Below are 18,623 nucleotides of genomic sequence, written 5' to 3' on the forward strand. Positions count from 1 at the left end.
TTCGCGTCCCGGACCCGGCGGCGGGGCCGCCCCACACAGCCCCGTGCCGCGGCCCCAGGACGCCCACAGGGCACGCCCGGACCGCCGGCGCCCGGACCGCCGCCGCTGGGCCTCCCGGGCTCGAGGCTCCGGGAGGCCGCTCCTCGGCTCCGGAGAGACGTCGGCGGGCTTCGGAGGGAGGGCAGTGGGCTCTAGGACGCCAGCAGACCCGTGCGGTAGATCGTTCCGGCGCAGGCGCCGCCGATCGTCACGCTCGCGGCGGCCGGGTCGCCCGCCTCCGGTGTGTGGCTGACCAGGACGCTCGCATCCTGCGGCTCACCGCCACCACCGCCCGGGGTGCCGCCCGGATCGCCCGTGGTGGGGTCGTCCTGCGGTCCGTCCTGGGCCGAGTCCGTGGACGGGTCGGGGGTCGGGGTGCCGGTGGTGGAGCAGCCGCTGGTGCCGCCGCCCGACGCCGGGATCCAGGCGAACTTCACCTCGTACGCCTGGCCGGGCTTGAGGATGAGCGTGCCCGGCTGGGTGGAGGGGTCGGGCAGCCCCGCCGCCGCGTCCCCCGCCGTATGGTCCACGACCAGGATCCGCGAGGCGTCCGCGCCTCCCTGGGCGCTCGCGCCCACCGAGCCGCTGCCCTCGACCGTGCAGGCCCGGTCCGAGACGTTCACGACGCGGAACGAGCCGTAGACCCGCCCCTCGGCGTCGGCCGCTCCGACCGATCCGGCGCCACCGCTGGTGAGCTGGGCGCGGCCACAGGTGGGGGAGGTGGCGTTCAGCGTGTTGGTGGGGTCGGGCGCCGTACCGCCGGAGCCGCCCTCCTCGCCCTTCGGCGGCTTGTCCCTCCCCTTGTCCTTGCCCTTGTCGCCCTTGTGCTCCTCGACCGTGTCGGAGGGCCCGTCGGCGTCCTTGCCGCCGCTGCCCTCGCCGTGCCGACCGCCGCTGGTCTCAGGGGTGCGGTGGCTGCTGGCGGCGTTGGCCGGGCGGTCGTTCGAGCCGTCGCTGGTGGTCGCGACGTGCACCAGCGCCGGTACGGCCGCGCAGCCGAGCACCAGCGCCGCGGCGGCCCCGACCAGGGCCTGGCGCCGCCGCGCGCGGCGGGCGGGCACGGCGCGCCGCAGATGGTCGAGGGACTCGGGGGACGGCTCGAGCTCGTCGACGGCGCGGTGCAGCAGCCGCCGCAGCGCCTCCTCGTCCTCACCGCCGGGCTCGTCGTCGTCCAGCTGAATACGGAGGGGCGTCACCCGCCCCGGCCCGGCCCCGGCGGACTCCCTGCCCTCCGTGGCCTCGGCGGACCCGGTGCGCTCCTCGACCGGCCCGGTGCACTTCTCGACCGGCCCGGTGCGCTCCTCGGCGCCCGCGGACGGGCGCTCCTCAGTGCCCACGGACTCCGCTGGCTCACGGGTCTCCGTGGACCCGGCCGACTCACGGACCTCGGCGGATTCCGCGGACCCAGTCGCCTCTACCGGCTCCCTGGGCTCCTCCGGCTCCCTGGGCTCCGCCGGCTCTCTGGATTCCGGCTCGTGGCCGTGCCGCCGGCCGGAATCCCCCGGGTCCGGCGTAGATGTGTTGTGGTTCATGCCGGAGCCTCCATGGCGACGCGGAGCGCCGCGATGCCGCGCGAGCCGTACGCCTTGACCGAGCCGAGCGAAATACCCAGCGTCTCGGCCACCTGGGCCTCGGTCATATCGGCGAAGTAGCGCAGCACGAGGACCTCGCGCTGACGGCGCTGAAGTCCCCTCATCGCCTTGATCAGTTGATCGCGTTCTAGCTGTTCGTACGCCCCCTCCTCGGCACTGGCCATATCGGGCATCGGCTTGGAGAGCAGCTTCAGCCCGAGGATGCGCCGGCGCAGCGCGGAGCGGGAGAGATTGACGACCGTCTGCCGCAGATAGGCGAGGGTCTTCTCGGGGTCCCGGACTCTCTTGCGCGCCGAGTGCACACGGATGAACGCTTCCTGCACGACGTCCTCACAGGAGGCGGTGTCGTCGAGTAGGAGCGCGGCGAGACCGAGCAGCGACCGGTAATGGGCGCGATAGGTCTCGGTGAGGTGATCGACTGTGGTGCCCGCTGCCATCGCGTCGTCAGTGTCCTCGCGCCCTGTTGTGATGTGCGCGGGGCGGGCCGTCGGCCAGGGCGCGATCACCGGCATGCCACCTGGGGCACGCGGGGGGCGTACTGCCGCGCCGCCATGCCCTGGAACCGTTGCGATGCCGAATACCTCTGCCACGCCTGTTGGACACGCCGCCCCCTGTCAGGGTTGTACGCGTGAGGCACCGCTTTTGACGATGCGTTGAATGCCCCCATGCGCACCAACTCTTCCCCAATGCCCCAGTTACCCCAGCACCCACTGCGGGGTGGCTGGAAAGACGCTCCCCGCCCACTGCCGGTTGCAGCGGGCGGGGAGCGAATACGTCGATCACATCAACGACCCAGCTCAGCTGGTCCAGGCCAGTGACACGCACACAGGATATTCACAATCTGCCGGACGACGCACTGGTGAAACGTCACTTTAAGACGATCGCTCACGTTACGGCGCCCCGGCCCCCTCTTACGACGGCCCGCCCCCTCTTAACCCAGTGATGGGTTACCCAGTGGCGGGTCCTGGGTCACCGCGCGGCGGTCCTGCCCGCCAGCTCGGCCGCGACGACCTCCGCGATCTGCGCGGTGTTCAGCGCCGCGCCCTTGCGCAGGTTGTCACCGCAGACGAACAGTTCCAGCGCCTTCGGATCGTCCAGCGACCGCCGCACCCGGCCGACCCAGGTGGGGTCGGTGCCCACGGCGTCGGCAGGCGTGGGGAACTCGCCCTCCGCCGGGTTGTCGCACAGCACCACCCCGGGGGCGCCCGCCAGGGTCTCGTGCGCCGCCTCGACCGTCACCTCGTTCTCGAACCGCGCGTGCACGGCCAGCGAATGCGTGGTGATCACGGGCACCCGTACACAGGTCGCGGTGACCCTCAGCTCCGGCAGCCCAAGGATCTTGCGGGACTCGTTCCGCACCTTGAGCTCCTCGGAGGACCAGCCGTCCTCCTTGAGCGAACCGGCGAACGGCACCACATTGAGCGCCATCGGCGCCGGGAACGGCCCGGTGTCGCCCACCGCCCGCCGTACGTCGCCCGGGTGGGTGCCCAGCTCCGTACCGGCGACCAGCGCGAGCTGCTCGCGCAGGGCGTCGATGCCTTCCTTGCCCGCGCCGGAGACCGCCTGGTACGAGGAGACGATCAGCTCGCTCAGCCCGAACTCGGCGTGCAGCGCGCCCATCGCGACGATCATCGACAGGGTGGTGCAGTTGGGGTTGGCGATGATCCCGCGCGGGCGGACCCGGGCCGCGTGCGCGTTCACCTCCGGCACCACCAGGGGGACATCGGGGTCCATCCGGAAGGCGCCGGAGTTGTCGACGGCCACCGCGCCCTTGCTCGCCGCGATGGGCGCCCACTGCGCCGAGACCTCGTCGGGGACGTCGAACATCGCGACGTCGACGCCCTCGAACGCCTCCTCGCTCAGCGCGACGACCTCGACCTGCTCACCCCGGACGGTCAGCTTGCGACCGGCCGAGCGGGGCGAGGCGATCAGCCGGATCTCGCCCCAGATGTCGGCGCGCTCGGAGAGGATCGAGAGCATGACGGTGCCGACCGCGCCGGTGGCCCCGACGACCGCGAGGGTGGGCTTGTCGCCACCGCCGGCACCGCCATGGCCGGTCATCGTCCGGTCCCTCCGTAGACCACCGCTTCGTCGGTGTCACTGTCCAGGCCGAAGGCGCTGTGCACGGCCACGACCGCGTCCTTCACATCGTCGGCGCGGGTGACGACCGAGATGCGGATCTCGGAGGTCGAGATCAGCTCGATGTTGACCCCGGCGTTCGACAGCGCCTCGAAGAAGGTCGCGGTGACCCCCGGGTTGGTACGCATACCGGCACCGATCAGGGAGATCTTGGCGATCTGGTCGTCGTAGCGCAGCGAGTCGAAGCCGATCAGCGACTTCGCCTTGGTCAGCGCCTCCATCGCCCGGTGGCCGTCCGTCTTCGGCAGCGTGAAGGAGATGTCGGTCAGTCCGGTCGACGCGGCGGAGACGTTCTGCACCACCATGTCGATGTTGATCTCGGCGTCGGAGATGGTGCGGAAGATGGCCGCGGCCTCACCCGGCTTGTCCGGCACCCCGACGACCGTGACCTTGGCCTCGGACGTGTCGTGCGCGACTCCGGAGATGATCGCCTGCTCCATGCCTTCTTCTCCTTCTCCCGCTTCCTGCCGGTTGCGCACCCAGGTGCCCTGGTGACCGGAGAAAGACGACCGTACGTGAATGGGGATGGTGTACCGGCGCGCGTACTCCACACAGCGCAGGTGCAGCACCTTGGAGCCGCTCGCGGCGAGCTCCAGCATGTCCTCGTACGGAATCTCGTTGATCTTGCGAGCCTTCTTCACCACGCGCGGATCGGCGGTGAACACGCCGTCCACGTCGGTGTAGATCTCGCACACCTCGGCGTCCAGGGCCGCGGCCAGCGCGACCGCGGTGGTGTCGGAACCGCCCCGGCCGAGGGTGGTGATGTCCTTGCTCTCCTGGGACACGCCCTGGAAGCCCGCGACGATCGCGACCGCGCCGAGCTCGAGCGCGTCACGGATGCGGCCCGGTGTGACGTCGATGATCCGTGCTTTGTTGTGAACCGCGTCGGTGATGACTCCCGCCTGGCTGCCGGTGAACGACAGCGCCTCGTGACCGAGGTTTTTGATCGCCATCGCCAGCAAGGCCATGGAGATCCGCTCTCCCGCGGTCAGCAGCATGTCGAACTCGCGCCCAGTAGGAATCGGGGATACCTGCTCGGCGAGATCGATCAGCTCGTCCGTCGTGTCGCCCATCGCGGAGACCACGACGACCACCTGGTGGCCGTTCTTCTTGGCTTCCACGATTCGCTTGGCGACCCGCTTGATGCCTTCGGCATCGGCAACGGAGGAGCCTCCGTACTTCTGCACGACAAGGCCCACGTGCGCTCCTCGCAGCTCTCAATAATGCGGTCGGCTCAGTCTAACGAGCGGCCGGAATACGCCCTCCCAATATCACATAGCGAGACGAATGCCTCGCAAAGTGATCAGGGAGGACGAGGGGCATCACGCGGCGCAACGTCCACGCACACGCGAGATTCCCGCATCCCTCCCACCCGCTCAGCGACGAACCCTGCCCGCTCACCGCGGAAGCACACGGGAACGTAACCCAGCTCACAGGATCCGGCGGCCTGGCGGGCCGTCCGACGGGCCGCGTCGCGGGGTGGGCTTGGCGGGCGGCCGTCCGGCGGCCGCGTCGCGGGGCGTCTCGGGGCCCGCCCAGGGCCGTCTCAAGCGCTCCTCAGCGCGGTCCCGAGCGCTCCTCAGCGCGGTCCCGAGCGCAGCCCGAGCGGTCCCGCGATCTCCGCCGCCATGACCCGGCCGGCCTCCTCCGCGAGCTCCTCGTCACCGCCCGCGTTGCTGTCCGTGTCCAGACCGTTCAGCTCGTCCAGCGGGCTGTCCAGCCGTACGTGCGCGACCAGCGACTGCAACGCGCGCAGGGCCGCCGAGGCGGTCGTCCCCCAGTTGGAGAGGTACGAGAACTGCCACCACCACAGCGCCTCGCTGATCCGGCCCTCGCGGTAGTGCGCCATCCCGTGCCGCAGATCGGTGATGATCCCGGCCAGGTCGTCGGAGATCCGACAGGCCACGGGCTGGCTGCGCGGCACGTACGGGTCGAAGACCTCCGAGTAGATGTCCACCGGCTCCAGCAGCTGGGCGAAGCGCTCACGCAGCTCGTCGACGTCCGGCTCCGGGCCGGCGTCCGGTTCGTACCGCTCGTCCGGGACGAAGTCCTCGTGCGCGCCGAGCCGGCCGCCCGCGAGAAGCAGCTGCGACAGCTCGAGCAGCAGGAACGGCACAGCGCTGTCCGGCTCGTCCCCCTTGGCGACTTCGGTGACCGCGACGATGAAGCTCTCGATCTGGTCGGAGATCTGGACCGCGAAGTCGTCCGGGTCCGGATGGGCGTCGTGCAGCGTTGCGTCAGACATCGAGAAGTCTTCTCCCTTCGAAGGCACGACCCAGCGTGACCTCGTCGGCGTACTCCAGGTCTCCACCGACAGGGAGGCCGCTGGCCAGGCGGGTGACCTTCAAACCCATGGGCTTGATCATGCGCGCGAGGTACGTGGCGGTGGCTTCGCCCTCCAGATTCGGATCGGTGGCCAGGATGAGCTCGGTGACCGTACCGTCCGCGAGCCGCGCCAGCAGCTCCCTGATCCGCAGATCGTCCGGGCCCACGCCCTCGATGGGGCTGATCGCCCCGCCGAGCACGTGATAACGGCCCCGGAACTCACGCGTCCGCTCGATCGCGACAACGTCCTTCGGCTCCTCGACCACGCAGATGATCGCGGGGTCACGACGGGGGTCCTGACAGACGCGGCACTGCTCGGCCTCGGCGACGTTCCCGCAGACCGCGCAGAACCGCACCTTCTCCTTGACCTGCGTCAGCGCTTGCGCGAGACGCCGGACATCGGTGGGCTCGGCCTGAAGGATGTGGAAGGCGATCCGCTGCGCGCTCTTGGGACCGACGCCGGGCAGCCTGCCCAACTCGTCGATGAGGTCCTGGACCACGCCCTCGTACACGCCTTCATCCAATCTCGCGCCGACACGCGGTGGCCGTACTTCACATGAATATTCGGTTGCGCCGTGCCCTCACGGCCAGGGGGCGTCACGCTCTCGCGGCCGGGCCACCGCGATTCCTACGCGGCCGCCGCGACTCCTGCGCGGCCGCCGCGCCCCCTACGGTCGGGCCCGGGTAGCCCGCGAACCCGGGGACCCGAGACCCGGGGGACCCGAGACCCTGGGGACCCCAAAGAGTCGGGAGAACCCGAAGGTCAGAACGGGAGTCCGGGCATGCCGCCCAGCCCCTGGGCGAGCGGACCGAGCTTCTGCTGCTGGAGCTCCTGCGCGGCGTGGTTGGCGTCACGGACGGCCGCGACGACCAGATCCGCGAGGGTCTCCGTGTCCTCAGGATCCACGGCCTTGGGATCGATGACCAGGCCCTGCAACTCACCGGAACCGGTCACGGTCGCCTTCACCAGGCCACCGCCCGAGGAACCCTCGACGTGAGTGCGGGCCAGCTCCTCCTGGGCCGCGGCGAGGTCCTGCTGCATCTTCTGAGCCTGCTGCAACAACTGCTGCATATTCGGCTGGCCACCACCGGGGATCACGGCTTCGCTCCTGGCGCTCGACAGTCGTTCTCTTCGATAGCCCGAGCCTACGTGCTCCCAGAGCGCCTTGCTCTACGCCGTACGGAGGAGACGCGGCCACCTGATACACGGGGGCGGGGCCCGCGCCTCCTACTCGTTGACGATCTCCTCGATCACCGTGGCACCCAGCTCGCGGACGATCAGGTCGTGCCCGCTCAGCGCGGTGTCGTCCAGATCCGGGTCGTCCTCGGCCGGCATGTCGTCCTCGATCGAGACCCGCGGCGGCTCGGGCTCCCGGTACGCCGCCTCGGGGGGCGGGCCCGCGTCCGCGGAGCCGGACGGTGCGGAGGTCGCGGAGGACGCGGAGGGTGCGGCCGGGGGCGGGGAGGCGGGAGCGGGCCGGGGCGCGGACTGGCGGGGCGGGGCGGACTGACCACCACCGCCGAAGCCACCGCCGACGGCACCCCCGCCACCGGCGCCGGCACCGGAACCGGCACCGCCTCCGCCGTAACTGCTGCCTCCGCCGTAGCCGCCGGGACCGCCCTGGCCACCGGAACCACCAGGACCACCAGCACCACCGAAGCCGCCCGGACCGCCCGGACCGCCTGAGCCACCTGGGCCGCCGCCCTGCTGTCCGGCGCCGCCCGAGGGGTCGACGATCGCCTCGATCCGCCACTGCACCCCTATGGCGTCCTGGAGGGCCTGCCGCAGGACGTCCTCGCTGCCGCCGCCCACAAAGCTGTCGCGCGCGCCCGCGTTGGAGAAGCCGAGCTGGAGGGTGGTGCCGTCGAAGCCGGACACCGTCGCGTTCTGGCTCAGCAGGATCCAGGTGAAGCGGCGGCGGTTCTTGACCGCCTCCAGGATGTCCGGCCACATCTGCCGCACCTGGACGGCACCCTGCGCCATGCCCGGCGCGCCCGGCGCGGGTGCGGAGGGCGCGGGTGCACCGGGCGCGCGGCCCGCGGCGGGGGCAGAGGGTGCGGTCGGGGCGCTCGGGGTGGTCGGCGCGGAGGGGCCGCCACCCTGCCCCGGCGCGGTGGCCGTGGGCCAGCCGCCGGGCTGTCGGGCGGGCGCGCCGGCGCCCTGTCCACCGCCACCCCCAGGGGCACCGCCCGAACCGCCCGCACCGGACGCGCTGCCACCGCCACCGGCACCGGCACCGGCACCGGACGGTCCGCCCGCGCCGGAAGCCCCGGAGCCGGGCGCGGAGGCGGCAGGCCAGGCTCCGGGCCGCGATCCACCGCCCTCGGCGGCCGGGGCCTGGGCACCCGACGGCCACGCTCCGGGCCGCTGCCCGCCACCGTCCTCCGGGGGCGCGGCCGCGGCCGGTGCACCGCCCTGCTGTCCACTGTCTACGGCGCCGCCCGGACCGCCGCCCGCAGCGGGCCGCGCCCCGGCGGGCCACCCACCGGGCGCCTCGCCACTCCCCGCACTCTCCGGTGCCTGCCCCTGACCGGGCCCGCCCCCGGCCATAGCCGCACGCGCGGCGGCCGGACCGGACGGCCCACCGGCGGGGGGACCGACGGGAGCGTGAGCATCGGGCCCAGGTACGTACCCCATGGCAGGCCCGGACCCCCCAACACCACCACCGCCGACACCGCCACCGACACCACCGGCACCGGCTCCCCCGCCCAGGCCGCCCGCGAGGGCCCCCCGCTCCAGCCGCTCCAGCCGCGACTGGACGGACCGCTCATCGTCGAAGGCGGCGGGCAGCAGCACCCGGGCGCAGATCAGCTCCAGCTGGAGCCGCGGCGAGGTGGCGCCGCGCATCTCCGTAAGACCCTCATTGACGAGGTCCGCCGCGCGGCTCAGCTCGGCACCGCCGAAGACCGACGCCTGCGCCTGCATCCGCTCCACCACATCGGCCGGGGCGTCGATGAGCCCCTTCTCCGCCGCGTCCGGCACGGCGGCGAGGATCACCAGATCGCGCAGCCGCTCCAGCAGATCGGCGACGAAGCGCCGGGGGTCGTTGCCCCCCTCGATCACACGGTTGACGACCTCGAACGCCGCCGCCCCGTCGCTCGCCGCGAAGGCGTCCACGATCGAGTCCAGCAGCGAGCCGTCCGTATAACCGAGCAGCGAGGTCGCCATGGCGTACGTCACGCCGTCGTCGGCCGCGCCCGCGAGCAGCTGGTCCATCACCGACATCGAATCCCGCACGGACCCGGCCCCGGCCCGCACCACCAGCGGCAGCACCCCGTCCTCGACCGGAATCGCCTCGCGCCCGCAGACCTCTCCCAGATAGTCACGGAGCGTCCCGGGCGGCACGAGCCGGAAGGGATAGTGGTGCGTACGCGACCGGATCGTGCCGATGACCTTCTCCGGCTCGGTGGTCGCGAAGATGAACTTGAGGTGCTCCGGGGGCTCCTCGACCACCTTCAGCAGGGCGTTGAACCCCGCCGAGGTGACCATATGGGCCTCATCGATGATGTAGATCTTGTAGCGACTGGACGCGGGCCCGAAGAACGCCTTCTCCCTCAGCTCACGGGCGTCGTCCACACCACCGTGCGACGCGGCGTCGATCTCGATCACATCGATCGACCCCGGCCCGTTCCGCGCGAGGTCCTGGCACGACTGGCACTCGCCGCACGGCGCCGGGGTGGGACCCTTCTCACAGTTCAGACAGCGGGCCAGGATGCGCGCACTGGTCGTCTTGCCGCACCCGCGGGGACCGCTGAAGAGATACGCGTGATTGACCCGGTTGTTGCGCAGCGCCTGCTGCAACGGGCCGGTGACATGCTCCTGCCCGATGACCTCCGCGAAGGTCTCGGGGCGGTAGCGGCGGTACAGCGCGAGGGACGACACGCTTACGACGATATCGGGGACCACGGACAACGGGCCCACACCCGTATCCCCACACCCCCCGCAGCCCCCACAGACGCAAGGGGCCCCTCACGCACCCGCCAGAGCCCACTTACCCTTGCTGCCTTCCGGCCCTGGGGGAGTTCGGTGAGATAGCGCCACGTGAGGGGCTGCGCCCCACCTTAGCGGATGGCCCGGGGTGCGAACGACTCCGCGGGGGCCCCTTCCGGTCGTGGACCGTTTTTGGCCAGGATTCGGCCAGGATTTGGCCAGGGCTCGGCCAGGGTTCGGCCGACAGCCAGTGGGCGAGTGGGGCACCCCCGGCAGACGTCATCCGGCGGCTTCCCGCGTCATCCGGCGGCTTCCCGCTCGCGATGGGTGGCGAGGTACGTCCCTGCGCTGATCACAGGGATCACGGCCAGTACCCACCAGACCCGGTGGTAGTCCCCCAGGATCGTCACGCTTGTCGGCGTCCCCAGGACGGCGACGAACAGGCTGACGCCGAGCAGAGCGCCCAGCTGCCGGAAGCTGTTGTTGATGGCGGTGCCGACACCGAAGCGCTCCGGTGGCAGCGCCTTCGCCGCGGCGCTGTTGAGAGTGGAGAGGGCCAGGCCTACCCCGATGCCATTGAGCACGAGGGTGGGCAGCCAGTGCGCGGCCCAGTGCGGCGAGGGGCCGGTGCGCAGGGCGAGAGCGGCGGCACCCGCGGCGTAGAAGAGGGCACCGATGACGAAGACCGGGCGGTAGCCGAATCGTTCGGCCAGCCGGCCGGCCAGCGGGGCCACGAGCGCGGTGACGAGCGCGCTGGGGCTGACGGCCAGTGCGGACTTCAGCACGGAGTAGTGCCAGACGTTCTGCAAGAACAGCAGGCTGGAGAGCAGAACGGCGAAGAAGGCCACGGAGAAGACCAGTGTGGCGACGTTGGACGCCTGGAAGTTGCGAATCCGGAACAGGCTCAGGTCGAGTGCCGGCCGCGCGGCGTACCGGGACCGGCGGATCAGCACCGGGATCAGGACGACACCGGCCACCGCAGTCGCCAGGACACGCGGGTCGTCCCAGCCCAGGTGCGGACCGTAGATGACGGCGAAGCTGAGCAAGGCGGGCGCGGCGGCGCTCATGGCGACGCCGAGAGGGTCGGGGAAGCCGCCGTTCCGGGAGCCGCGGGTCTCGGTCAGCAGGCGGGCACCCCAGGCCGCGGTGAGCAGGCAGACGGGGACGTTGAGCAGGAAGACCCAGCGCCAGGTGGTGTATTCGATCAGGAGCGCGCCCAGGGTCGGGCCGATCGCGGTGGCGACGGCCGCCATGGCACCCCAGGTGCTGATCGCCGTGGCCCGGCGCTCCAGGGGAAAGGCCGGCAGGAGAAGCGCCAATGAGGCCGGGACGATGATGGCACCGAAGACACCTTGGGCCGCCCGTGCGGCGATGAGGACGCCGAGCCCAGGGGCGAGACCGCACAGGGCACTGCTGACCGCGAAGCCCATGAGACCGATCTGGAACAGGCGCTTGCGGCCGTAGGCGTCGGCCAGTTGCCCGGCCGGGATCAGGAACGCGGCGAAGACCAGGGTGTAGGCGTTGAGGACCCACACCAGTCGGGTGATTCCGGCGTCGAAGCTGGTGCTGATCGTGTCGAAGGCGACATTCACGATTGTGGTGTCGAGGAAGACGATGAACACGCCGAGGCTGGTCAGCGCCAGGATGCGGCGGGCATCTCCGTCCGGTACCGGCGGGGCGGAGGCGACCGGGGGCGTCGCTTGCGGGGTGGAGGGGATGGGCGGGATGGACATCGGCGCGCGGCTCCTCATACGGCTGTCGGGGTCGTCCTCACACGGCTGTCGGGTCCGGCGGCCCGCGCACGCCGCGTCGGCAGGGCGTACGGCAGGGGGCACGGTGACCGTCCGACGGGGGTACGGGTCACCGCCACGAGCTGATGACCAGCGCGAACAACGCGATGAAGGCCACCCCCACGAAGATCAGGTACTGCGGGAAGAAGCGCCGCCAGCGCTGGGTGAGCACGCCGATCAGCGTGAGCACGAGGCCGACGCCGACGATGCGCTGTCCCCGGGCCGCCGTGGAGCGCAGCACCCACTCGCCCGCGGGGACCCCGGCTCGCCCCGCCTCGGCCGCGTACACCTTGTAGGGGATACCGCTGGCGGGCTGGTGCCGTACCGCGCGGGCACCCTCCAACCGGATCTCCTTCTGCGCCGTGGTGTGCATGCGGGTGGTGGTCAGCGGCTGCGGCAGGTCGACGGAAGTCCCGGAGTACAGGGCGAGTGCGACCAGACCTCCGGCGACGCTGGCCACGGCGGCGCTCACGGTCAGCCGCAGCCCCGCCCTGGGGGCGGCGACGCACAGGACGGCGAGCGCGAGCTCCGGCAGCAGCGGCCAGCTCAGCGCCTCGGTGAAGGACCAGGCGGCGACCAGCCCCAGGCCCTTCCAGGACACCGCCAGCCGGGCGATCCGACGCCGGACCCGGCTGTCACGGGGCCGGATCTCGGCCAGGAGTTCGAGGACCGCCGTGCGGGCGGTGTCGGCGTCGGGGCTCGTCAGCGGCCGCCCGATCCGCACCCGCACGGCGTGCGGACGCAACCGGCCGCGCTTGGGCAGCAGTTCCGCGGTGCCGGACAGGGCAACGGGCACCACCGGCACACCGTTGGAGACGGCCAGGTCGACCGCGCCCCGGCGGAACGTGCCCACGCGGCCCGCTCCTCGGGTGCCTTCGGGAAAGACGACGACCGCGTGTCCGGCGCGCAGCATGGGACCGGCGATGGCCTGGAGGTCGGAGTAACCGCCACCGTGGCGGCGTACGGGAAAGGCGGCGGCCAGGACCGAACACACCAGGCGGCGCACCCGGTTCCGGAACCAGTAGTCGGCGGCTGCCGCCACCCGGGGAGCACGGGCGACGCCGAGCGCGGCGAGGAGCACCGCCGTGTCCGCGTGCGAGGAGTGGTTGGCCACCACCACACAACCGCCCTTCGGCAGCTTGCCCTTGACCGTGAGACCACCGGTGAGGAGGAGGACGGTCCGCCAGAGCCGCCGACGCAGCCACGCCGTCACCAGAAGTCGGAACGCGGGTCGGGCTCGCCGTCCGGGGGCCTCCGCTTCGCCGCCGACGAGCCGCCCTGGCCGCGTATCTGCCTCGGACCGCGTATCGCCCTTGGACCGCACATCGCCCCCAAGTGGCGCATCGCCCTCCGGCCCCGCATCGCCCTCCGTATCGCTTCGCGCCATGAATGACGACCTGGTCGCCGCGTCCTTCGTCATGGCATGGCTCCCAACAGGAGAAGGGTCACGAGAAGTGAGTCGATGCGATCCAGGAGCCCCCCGAAGCCGGGCAGCCAACGGCCCGCGTCCTTGACCCCGGCACCTCGTTTGATCATGGATTCGAGCAGGTCACCCAGTGCGCAACCGCACAGCACGGCAAGCCAGCGCAACGGGGTCCAGGCGTCCATGGCCCACAGCGCCAGACCGGACAAGGCGGCGGAGCCCACGACTCCGCCCCACGTCTTGGCCGGTGAGAGCGCGGACAGCGGACGGCTCAGGGGCCCGGAGCGGCCCAGTGCCCGCCCGCCGCACCAGCCGCCCACGTCCGCGAAGGCCACGCTGACGCAGATCGCGATGGCGAGGTCGCCCAGGGACACCAGTCCGGTGAGGGCAACGGGCAGCCAGATGAGGCCGAAGGTGGTCCTGGCCACGCGGTCGGCGCCATGGGCCCCGTCCTGGTCCAACAGAGGCGGCAGCGCGGCGGCGCAGAGCAGGACGCCGGCCGTGGGCAGCGTGAGCGCCCCGGGTCGCAGCCAGGCGATGAGGGGCAGGAGTACCCCGGCACCCAGCAGTACGGCGCCGTCAGCACGGCGCAGGCCCACCAGGCGCACATACTCGACGGAGCCCACCACCGCGAGCCCGGCCGCGAACAGGGCGGCTCCGGGTGCGCCGAAGCCCAGCGTCCCGCAGACGACCAGTCCGGTGACGCACCAGGTCCGCCAGCGGCGGCGCAGTTCGACGTTGCGGACGAAGAGAAGGACGAGGCCGCTCACCGTGAGCGTCCCGGCGAGGAGCGGCACGGCCCGCGCCATCTCCGGCGGAAGCGGCCCCGCGAAGGGGGTCACAGCCGACCACTCAGAGGATCGTGGTCACGATCCTCACCGACACGGCCGCTCTCGCGGACATGACCACCTTCGCCGTCACGGCGGTCGCAGAGGGCCACGACCTGAAACAGCCGCACACCGGCGGTCACTACGGAACCGACCACCATCACCACCGCGGCGGGCGCATACCACCCGGACGCCGCGGCGACCGCGATAACGAGGCAGCGCTCGGTCTTCCCCATCGGACCGCCGTTGATTCTCCGCACTCCGGCCGCGGCCCCGGCGATGGAGATCCATGACGGCGCCGAACTGGCCAGCAGCGCACCGAGTACGAGCGAAGGCGATGCATGCGGCAGAAATCCCAGAATCACCAGGAGATCCGCCGCGCGATCACCAATTTCATTCAGCAGCGAACCCAGGCGGGTCTGTTTCCCGGTTTCCCTGGCAATGGAACCGTCGAGATTCGCGCAGGCCAACCGAGCCGTCAGAAATACCACCACGGGAACTACGGCCCAGGGAGCGGGCAGCACAGCAAAAGATGCCCCGGCAGCGCCTGCACAGAGTATTCCCGCAATGGTGACCGCATTCGGAGAGACGCCGCTCCGGATCAACCATCGCCGGAGCAGGGTTAATCGGCGGGCGAACCACGGCTTGAGCGCGTACAGCCCATTCATGGCGAGACAGTAACAAGCAGGTGAACAAAAGGACAGCACCGGCCCCCGAAGCTAGTAAATGCACCAGAGGCGCGTCTTACGGCACTAGTGAATACACCAGAGCCCACGCTTTAGAGACCTCCTGAATACCGGCTTCTGCATCGGTTTTCCCGACCCACACCGACCCGTTTCTCCGACATATCCCGAATAGGCGGCGGAGCCGGTTCGGTCCGAGGACCCGCGCTTTCCCCCGAAAACGCCCGCGACGAACCATCCGCCCGCCGCCGAGCCCACATCCGTCGACGACCACCGGCCGTAAGCCCGAAGCCACTCCCACCGGCCATCGACCATCAGCCATCGACCACGGCACTCCGTCCGGTTTATCTCGATTCCGCCGGACATTGACCTCCCCCGGCCAATAAAGTGGCGTGCCCCACAGAGCACCCGGTACGCACCGCCGACGGTGTCAGCGCACCCCTCCAAGTGGGGTAGAGTGTTCCGCGGAGGATTCGCCTAGAGGCCTAGGGCGCACGCTTGGAAAGCGTGTTGGGGGCAACCCCTCACGAGTTCGAATCTCGTATCCTCCGCAGCCGCCCACGAGGGCAACCGAAGGGCCCGGACCGATCACGATCCGGGCCCTTCGTGATCCTGTGCTGCGGCACGGCACAGGCCTGGTGCTCCGTTTCCGCGATCACCGCGCCATGGGGCTCAGCAGCTCCAGCGCTTGCTCCCACCGGAACGTGTCGCGACCGCCACCCGCCTTCGGCTGGTGCGGCTCGTAGTCGGCGATCAGCACGCCCATGCGTTGAAAGTCGCCGGAGCAACGGCGATGGCGTCCGGCGGTGGAAGGGGGCGCGGGCACGCCGTTCGGGGGCCGGGATCGGCCGACGCATCAGCGGCCGTGCCGCCCCTATCGAGCGCAGAGCTTCAGCTGGATGCCTGGTGGGGCTGCCGCTTCTCGCCGTTCAACGCGTTGCTGATCTCCAGAAGGCGACCCCCGGACAGAGCGAAGGCATTGCGGGGGTTTCGGTGGGAATGCCTGCCATCATTGATCCAGATGCCGTCTTCCTGCCTCCAGTGCGCGGGCTCCCACTGGCCCTGATTCTCTAGGAGCATCCTCGCCACTTCGGCGGGCCGTTCGATCAAGGTGAGAGCGGCAAGAGCGGCTGTCAGGGCAAGCAGGTTCGCGGCACCGTCGAACGCAGCTACCGGGTACGCCAGGACAAAGCCGTCGTGGACGCCGACGCCCGTACCGCCATGACCAAGGACGATCACCGCCAGGCCTTCACCGTGTTCACCGGAGCCCTGATGGCCGACTTCGACCGCTATCTCTCCCGCGACGACGCCGATCCCGCCCGCGAAGGTGTCGTCTACCGGCAGGGCGCGGTATGGCTGACCGACGAGGAATTCGCCGAACTCGTCGAAGAGATCGAAGCCGCCGTGGCCCGCCGCACCCACACCACTCCGGGTGACGGCCGCACCCGCCACATCATCAGCTTCGTGCTCGTACCCGACGATCCCGCCGGGACCGACGACGATGCCGGGGCCGGGGCCTGAGCGACCGCCTGAGCGACCCGGGAGCGCGCTTGCGGAAGACCGCGTGAGGGGTGAGGTAGGTGCCGGTGCACCCGCTCAGACGGTACGGCGGTCGCGGGTCAGGTAGAGGGCCGTGGCGGCGGCGATGGCGGTGAGGCCGGTGACGCTGCTGACCAGGATCTGCGCGATGCCGTCGAAGGCGAAGCTGGTGGCGACGTTGACCATGGCGGCGAGGGCCAGGACCAGCCAGAGCAGGGACTTCATGAGGGGTTCCTCTCGGAGGGGCCCTTGGCGGGCCGGTGGGTCGGGGTTTGTTTCCTTGGACCGGGGGTTCGTTTGCTGAGGTCTACGATTCCGGGTTCGCCTCGCCCGCTCGATGGGCCACTCCCCCGGATCCGGGGTGTAGCGGGCTACACCCCCACCGATTCACCTACCGGCCGGCGCACTCCGCTCCCGCGGGCCCAGCCCGTCGCTTAGCCTGACGACCATGCGGGAGACGGTGCGGCGGGCGGGGTGGGCCTCGGTCGAGTTGCTGCGAGCGGCCGGGCTGGCCCTGGCCTCGTACTTGTCCATCGGGGTGGTGATCTTCGCCGCCGTGGCGATGGCCACCGTCGTGGGGGCCGGGGTGCTGCCCGAGTCGGTGCTGTTGCTGCGCAGGACGGCCGGGTACAAGCGGCGGCTGGTGGGCGCCTGGACCGGCGAGCCGGTTCCCGAGGCGTACCGGCCGCTGACCGGGGAGGCGTTCGCGCGGGCGCGGGCGGCGGTCGGGGATCCGGCCACCTACCGCGATCTGCGCTGGATGGTGGCCCACGCGGGTTACGGCTGGCTGCTGGCCTGCGGTGCGATACCGGTGTGGGTGATCGGGCTGCTCGTGGACGGAGTGTGGTGCGGGCTGCTGAAGCAACGGGCCGTGGTGCTGCCGCTGATCGAGCGGCTCGTCGACCTCGACGCGGCGTGGTCGCGGGCGCTGCTGCTGCCGTCGCCGGAGGCACTGCGCAGCGCCCGGCTCGCCGAGCGGGTGGAGGAGCTGTCCGAGACCCGGGCGGGCGCCGTCGCCGCGCACGGGGCGGAACTGCGGCGCATCGAGCGGGACCTGCACGACGGTGCGCAGGCGCGCCTGGTGGCGCTCTCGATGCGGGTGGGGCTGGCCCGGCGCGCGTACGAGAAGGACCCCGACGCGGCGCACAAGCTGCTGGCGGACGCGCAGGACCAGGCGGAGGAGGCCCTTACCGAGCTGCGCCATGTCGTGCGCGGCATCCATCCGCCGATCCTCACCGACCGCGGACTCGTGGGCGCCGTACGGGCGCTCGCGGCGGGCAGCGGGCTCGAGGTGTCCGTACGGGACGACGGGGTGGCGGACGGGCCCCGCGCCCCGGCGGCGGTCGAGGCCGCCGCGTACTTCGTGATCGCCGAGGCGCTGACCAACGCGGCCAAGCACAGCGGGGCGCGGCAGGCGTCGGTCGGCCTCGTCCGGATGCCCGATAGGTTGAGGGTCGCGGTACGGGACGAGGGGCGGGGCGGTGCCGATCCCTCGGGCGGCAGCGGGCTGCTCGGCATGCGGCGCCGGGTCGCGGCGCTCGACGGGACCGTGGAGATGACCAGCCCCGTCGGGGGGCCGACGCTGATCGAAGTGGAGCTGCCGTGCGTGTGGTGATCGCCGAGGACAACGCTCTGCTGAGGGAGGGCATGGTCCTGCTGCTGAACTCCGCCGGGCACGAGGTGGTGGCCGTCGCCTCCAGCGGCCCCGAGGTGCTGCCCGCCCTCCTCGAACACCGCCCGGACGCGGCCGTGCTCGACGTCCGCATGCCGCCGGGCTTCCGCGACGAGGGGCTGCGCGCGGCGCTCGCGGCGCGGCGGGAGATGCCGGGCCTGCCGGTGCTGGTGCTCTCGCAGTACGTCGAGGAGACCTACGCGGCCGAGTTGCTGGCCGACGGGGCGAGCGGGCTCGGCTATCTGCTGAAGGACCGGGTGGGGCGGGTCGAGGAGTTCCTGGACGCGCTGGAACGGGTGGTCGCGGGCGGTACGGCGCTGGACCCGGAGGTGGTCAAGGAGCTGATGACCCGGCGCCGGGACGATCCGGTGGACTCCCTGACGCCGCGCGAGCGCGAGGTACTGCACCTGATGGCGGAGGGCCGGGACAACGCGACGATCGCCCGGACGCTGGTGGTCTCGGAGCGCGCGGTCAGCAAGCACATTGGCAATGTCTTCGCCAAGCTGGGTCTGCCGCCGAGTGACAGTGGGCACCGGCGGGTGCTGGCCGTTCTCGCGTATCTCAACAAGGGCGCGACGAGTATGGGGGAGTCGGCGGGCAGGGGGTGAGGCTGAGCCCGGTGCGGGGTGTGGGTCTCGGTTCCGGTGCGGGTCTCGGTCCCGG

At 71.4% G+C, this 18,623-nt stretch carries 15 protein-coding genes, 1 tRNA gene, 1 other RNA gene and 2 pseudogenes; 4 read left to right on the top strand and 15 right to left on the bottom strand.

Annotation, left to right across the window (positions count from 1 at the left end):
• Window positions 1-191: 191 nt before the first annotated feature.
• The 13 genes from ACJX2R_RS25550 to ACJX2R_RS25610 all read right to left on the bottom strand — a co-directional run bounded on the left by ACJX2R_RS25550 (window position 192) and on the right by ACJX2R_RS25610 (window position 14,734).
• Window positions 192-1,376 carry a hypothetical protein gene (locus ACJX2R_RS25550; protein ID WP_413102032.1) on the bottom strand — a complete coding sequence of 395 codons (1,185 nt, stop codon included), beginning with the start codon at window positions 1,374-1,376 and terminating at the stop codon, window positions 192-194.
• 191 nt (window positions 1,377-1,567) lie between these two features.
• Complete coding sequence (locus tag ACJX2R_RS25555; protein WP_030829843.1) at window positions 1,568-2,143, bottom strand: SigE family RNA polymerase sigma factor; 576 nt, start codon at window positions 2,141-2,143, stop codon at window positions 1,568-1,570.
• 457 nt (window positions 2,144-2,600) lie between these two features.
• The gene (locus tag ACJX2R_RS25560; RefSeq protein WP_413102033.1) at window positions 2,601-3,692 is read right to left on the bottom strand and encodes an aspartate-semialdehyde dehydrogenase; all 1,092 of its coding nucleotides are present in this window, start codon (window positions 3,690-3,692) and stop codon (window positions 2,601-2,603) included.
• Window positions 3,689-4,969: an aspartate kinase gene (locus tag ACJX2R_RS25565; RefSeq protein WP_262702179.1), complete on the bottom strand. Its 1,281-nt coding sequence runs from the start codon at window positions 4,967-4,969 to the stop codon at window positions 3,689-3,691. The genes ACJX2R_RS25560 and ACJX2R_RS25565 overlap by 4 nt, the downstream gene beginning before the upstream one ends.
• A gap of 380 nt (window positions 4,970-5,349) precedes the next feature.
• Window positions 5,350-6,015: a DUF5063 domain-containing protein gene (locus tag ACJX2R_RS25570; RefSeq protein ID WP_413102034.1), complete on the bottom strand. Its 666-nt coding sequence runs from the start codon at window positions 6,013-6,015 to the stop codon at window positions 5,350-5,352.
• A complete protein-coding gene (gene recR / locus ACJX2R_RS25575) occupies window positions 6,008-6,607 on the bottom strand; it encodes a recombination mediator RecR (protein ID WP_020870189.1) in 600 nt (199 codons plus the stop codon). Before recR ends, ACJX2R_RS25570 begins: the two co-directional genes overlap by 8 nt.
• A 251-nt stretch (window positions 6,608-6,858) precedes the next feature.
• Window positions 6,859-7,194 (bottom strand): YbaB/EbfC family nucleoid-associated protein, encoded by a 336-nt coding sequence (locus tag ACJX2R_RS25580; RefSeq protein ID WP_020870188.1) that lies wholly within the window; start codon window positions 7,192-7,194, stop codon window positions 6,859-6,861.
• A 129-nt stretch (window positions 7,195-7,323) separates the two neighbouring features.
• Window positions 7,324-9,978, bottom strand: a complete 2,655-nt coding sequence (locus ACJX2R_RS25585; protein WP_413102035.1) for a DNA polymerase III subunit gamma and tau — start codon at window positions 9,976-9,978, stop codon at window positions 7,324-7,326.
• Between the two features lie 75 nt (window positions 9,979-10,053).
• An RNA gene (gene ffs / locus ACJX2R_RS25590) (signal recognition particle sRNA small type) lies at window positions 10,054-10,150 on the bottom strand.
• A 175-nt stretch (window positions 10,151-10,325) separates the two neighbouring features.
• Window positions 10,326-11,759: an MFS transporter gene (locus ACJX2R_RS25595; protein WP_413102036.1), complete on the bottom strand. Its 1,434-nt coding sequence runs from the start codon at window positions 11,757-11,759 to the stop codon at window positions 10,326-10,328.
• A 127-nt stretch (window positions 11,760-11,886) separates the two neighbouring features.
• Complete coding sequence (locus ACJX2R_RS25600; protein ID WP_413102037.1) at window positions 11,887-13,029, bottom strand: 1-acyl-sn-glycerol-3-phosphate acyltransferase; 1,143 nt, start codon at window positions 13,027-13,029, stop codon at window positions 11,887-11,889.
• A gap of 203 nt (window positions 13,030-13,232) precedes the next feature.
• Window positions 13,233-14,081: a phosphatidate cytidylyltransferase gene (locus ACJX2R_RS25605; protein WP_413102038.1), complete on the bottom strand. Its 849-nt coding sequence runs from the start codon at window positions 14,079-14,081 to the stop codon at window positions 13,233-13,235.
• Window positions 14,078-14,734: a CDP-alcohol phosphatidyltransferase family protein gene (locus tag ACJX2R_RS25610; RefSeq protein ID WP_413102039.1), complete on the bottom strand. Its 657-nt coding sequence runs from the start codon at window positions 14,732-14,734 to the stop codon at window positions 14,078-14,080. The genes ACJX2R_RS25605 and ACJX2R_RS25610 overlap by 4 nt, the downstream gene beginning before the upstream one ends.
• 481 nt (window positions 14,735-15,215) lie before the next feature.
• Between ACJX2R_RS25610 and ACJX2R_RS25615 the strand changes: the two genes are divergently transcribed.
• Window positions 15,216-15,300, top strand: a tRNA-Ser gene (locus ACJX2R_RS25615).
• 104 nt (window positions 15,301-15,404) lie between these two features.
• Here the strand turns inward: ACJX2R_RS25615 and ACJX2R_RS25620 are convergent.
• Window positions 15,405-15,571: pseudogene (locus tag ACJX2R_RS25620) on the bottom strand (flavoprotein); the annotation flags it as partial.
• Window positions 15,572-15,883: 312 nt separating this feature from the next.
• Between ACJX2R_RS25620 and ACJX2R_RS25625 the strand changes: the two are divergent.
• Window positions 15,884-16,270: pseudogene (locus tag ACJX2R_RS25625) on the top strand (ArsR family transcriptional regulator); the annotation flags it as partial.
• 75 nt (window positions 16,271-16,345) lie between these two features.
• Here ACJX2R_RS25625 and ACJX2R_RS25630 read toward each other — a convergent pair.
• Window positions 16,346-16,513, bottom strand: coding sequence for a hypothetical protein (locus tag ACJX2R_RS25630; RefSeq protein WP_413102040.1), 168 nt, complete (start codon window positions 16,511-16,513; stop codon window positions 16,346-16,348).
• Between the two features lie 223 nt (window positions 16,514-16,736).
• Between ACJX2R_RS25630 and ACJX2R_RS25635 the strand changes: the two genes are divergently transcribed.
• Together ACJX2R_RS25635 and ACJX2R_RS25640 are read left to right on the top strand one after the other, a co-directional pair.
• The gene (locus tag ACJX2R_RS25635) at window positions 16,737-17,903 is read left to right on the top strand and encodes a histidine kinase (RefSeq protein ID WP_413102041.1); all 1,167 of its coding nucleotides are present in this window, start codon (window positions 16,737-16,739) and stop codon (window positions 17,901-17,903) included.
• A complete protein-coding gene (locus ACJX2R_RS25640) occupies window positions 17,891-18,568 on the top strand; it encodes a LuxR C-terminal-related transcriptional regulator (protein ID WP_413102042.1) in 678 nt (225 codons plus the stop codon). Before ACJX2R_RS25635 ends, ACJX2R_RS25640 begins: the two co-directional genes overlap by 13 nt.
• Window positions 18,569-18,623 lie beyond the last annotated feature (55 nt).

Origin of the sequence: Streptomyces sp. Inha503, assembly GCF_047215865.1 — a bacterium.
GTDB classification, from domain to species: domain Bacteria; phylum Actinomycetota; class Actinomycetes; order Streptomycetales; family Streptomycetaceae; genus Streptomyces; species Streptomyces lycopersici.

What these genes read in the sequence shown, in the direction of transcription:
- ACJX2R_RS25570 (WP_413102034.1), bottom strand. Translation starts at nt 6,015, where the DNA reads ATGTCTGACGCAACGCTGCACGACGCCCATCCGGACCCGGACGACTTC.
- ACJX2R_RS25555 (WP_030829843.1), bottom strand. Translation starts at nt 2,143, where the DNA reads ATGCCGGTGATCGCGCCCTGGCCGACGGCCCGCCCCGCGCACATCACA.
- ACJX2R_RS25630 (WP_413102040.1), bottom strand. Translation starts at nt 16,513, where the DNA reads ATGAAGTCCCTGCTCTGGCTGGTCCTGGCCCTCGCCGCCATGGTCAAC.
- ACJX2R_RS25560 (WP_413102033.1), bottom strand. Translation starts at nt 3,692, where the DNA reads ATGACCGGCCATGGCGGTGCCGGCGGTGGCGACAAGCCCACCCTCGCG.
- ACJX2R_RS25610 (WP_413102039.1), bottom strand. Translation starts at nt 14,734, where the DNA reads ATGAATGGGCTGTACGCGCTCAAGCCGTGGTTCGCCCGCCGATTAACC.
- ACJX2R_RS25635 (WP_413102041.1), top strand. Translation starts at nt 16,737, where the DNA reads ATGCGGGAGACGGTGCGGCGGGCGGGGTGGGCCTCGGTCGAGTTGCTG.
- ACJX2R_RS25595 (WP_413102036.1), bottom strand. Translation starts at nt 11,759, where the DNA reads ATGTCCATCCCGCCCATCCCCTCCACCCCGCAAGCGACGCCCCCGGTC.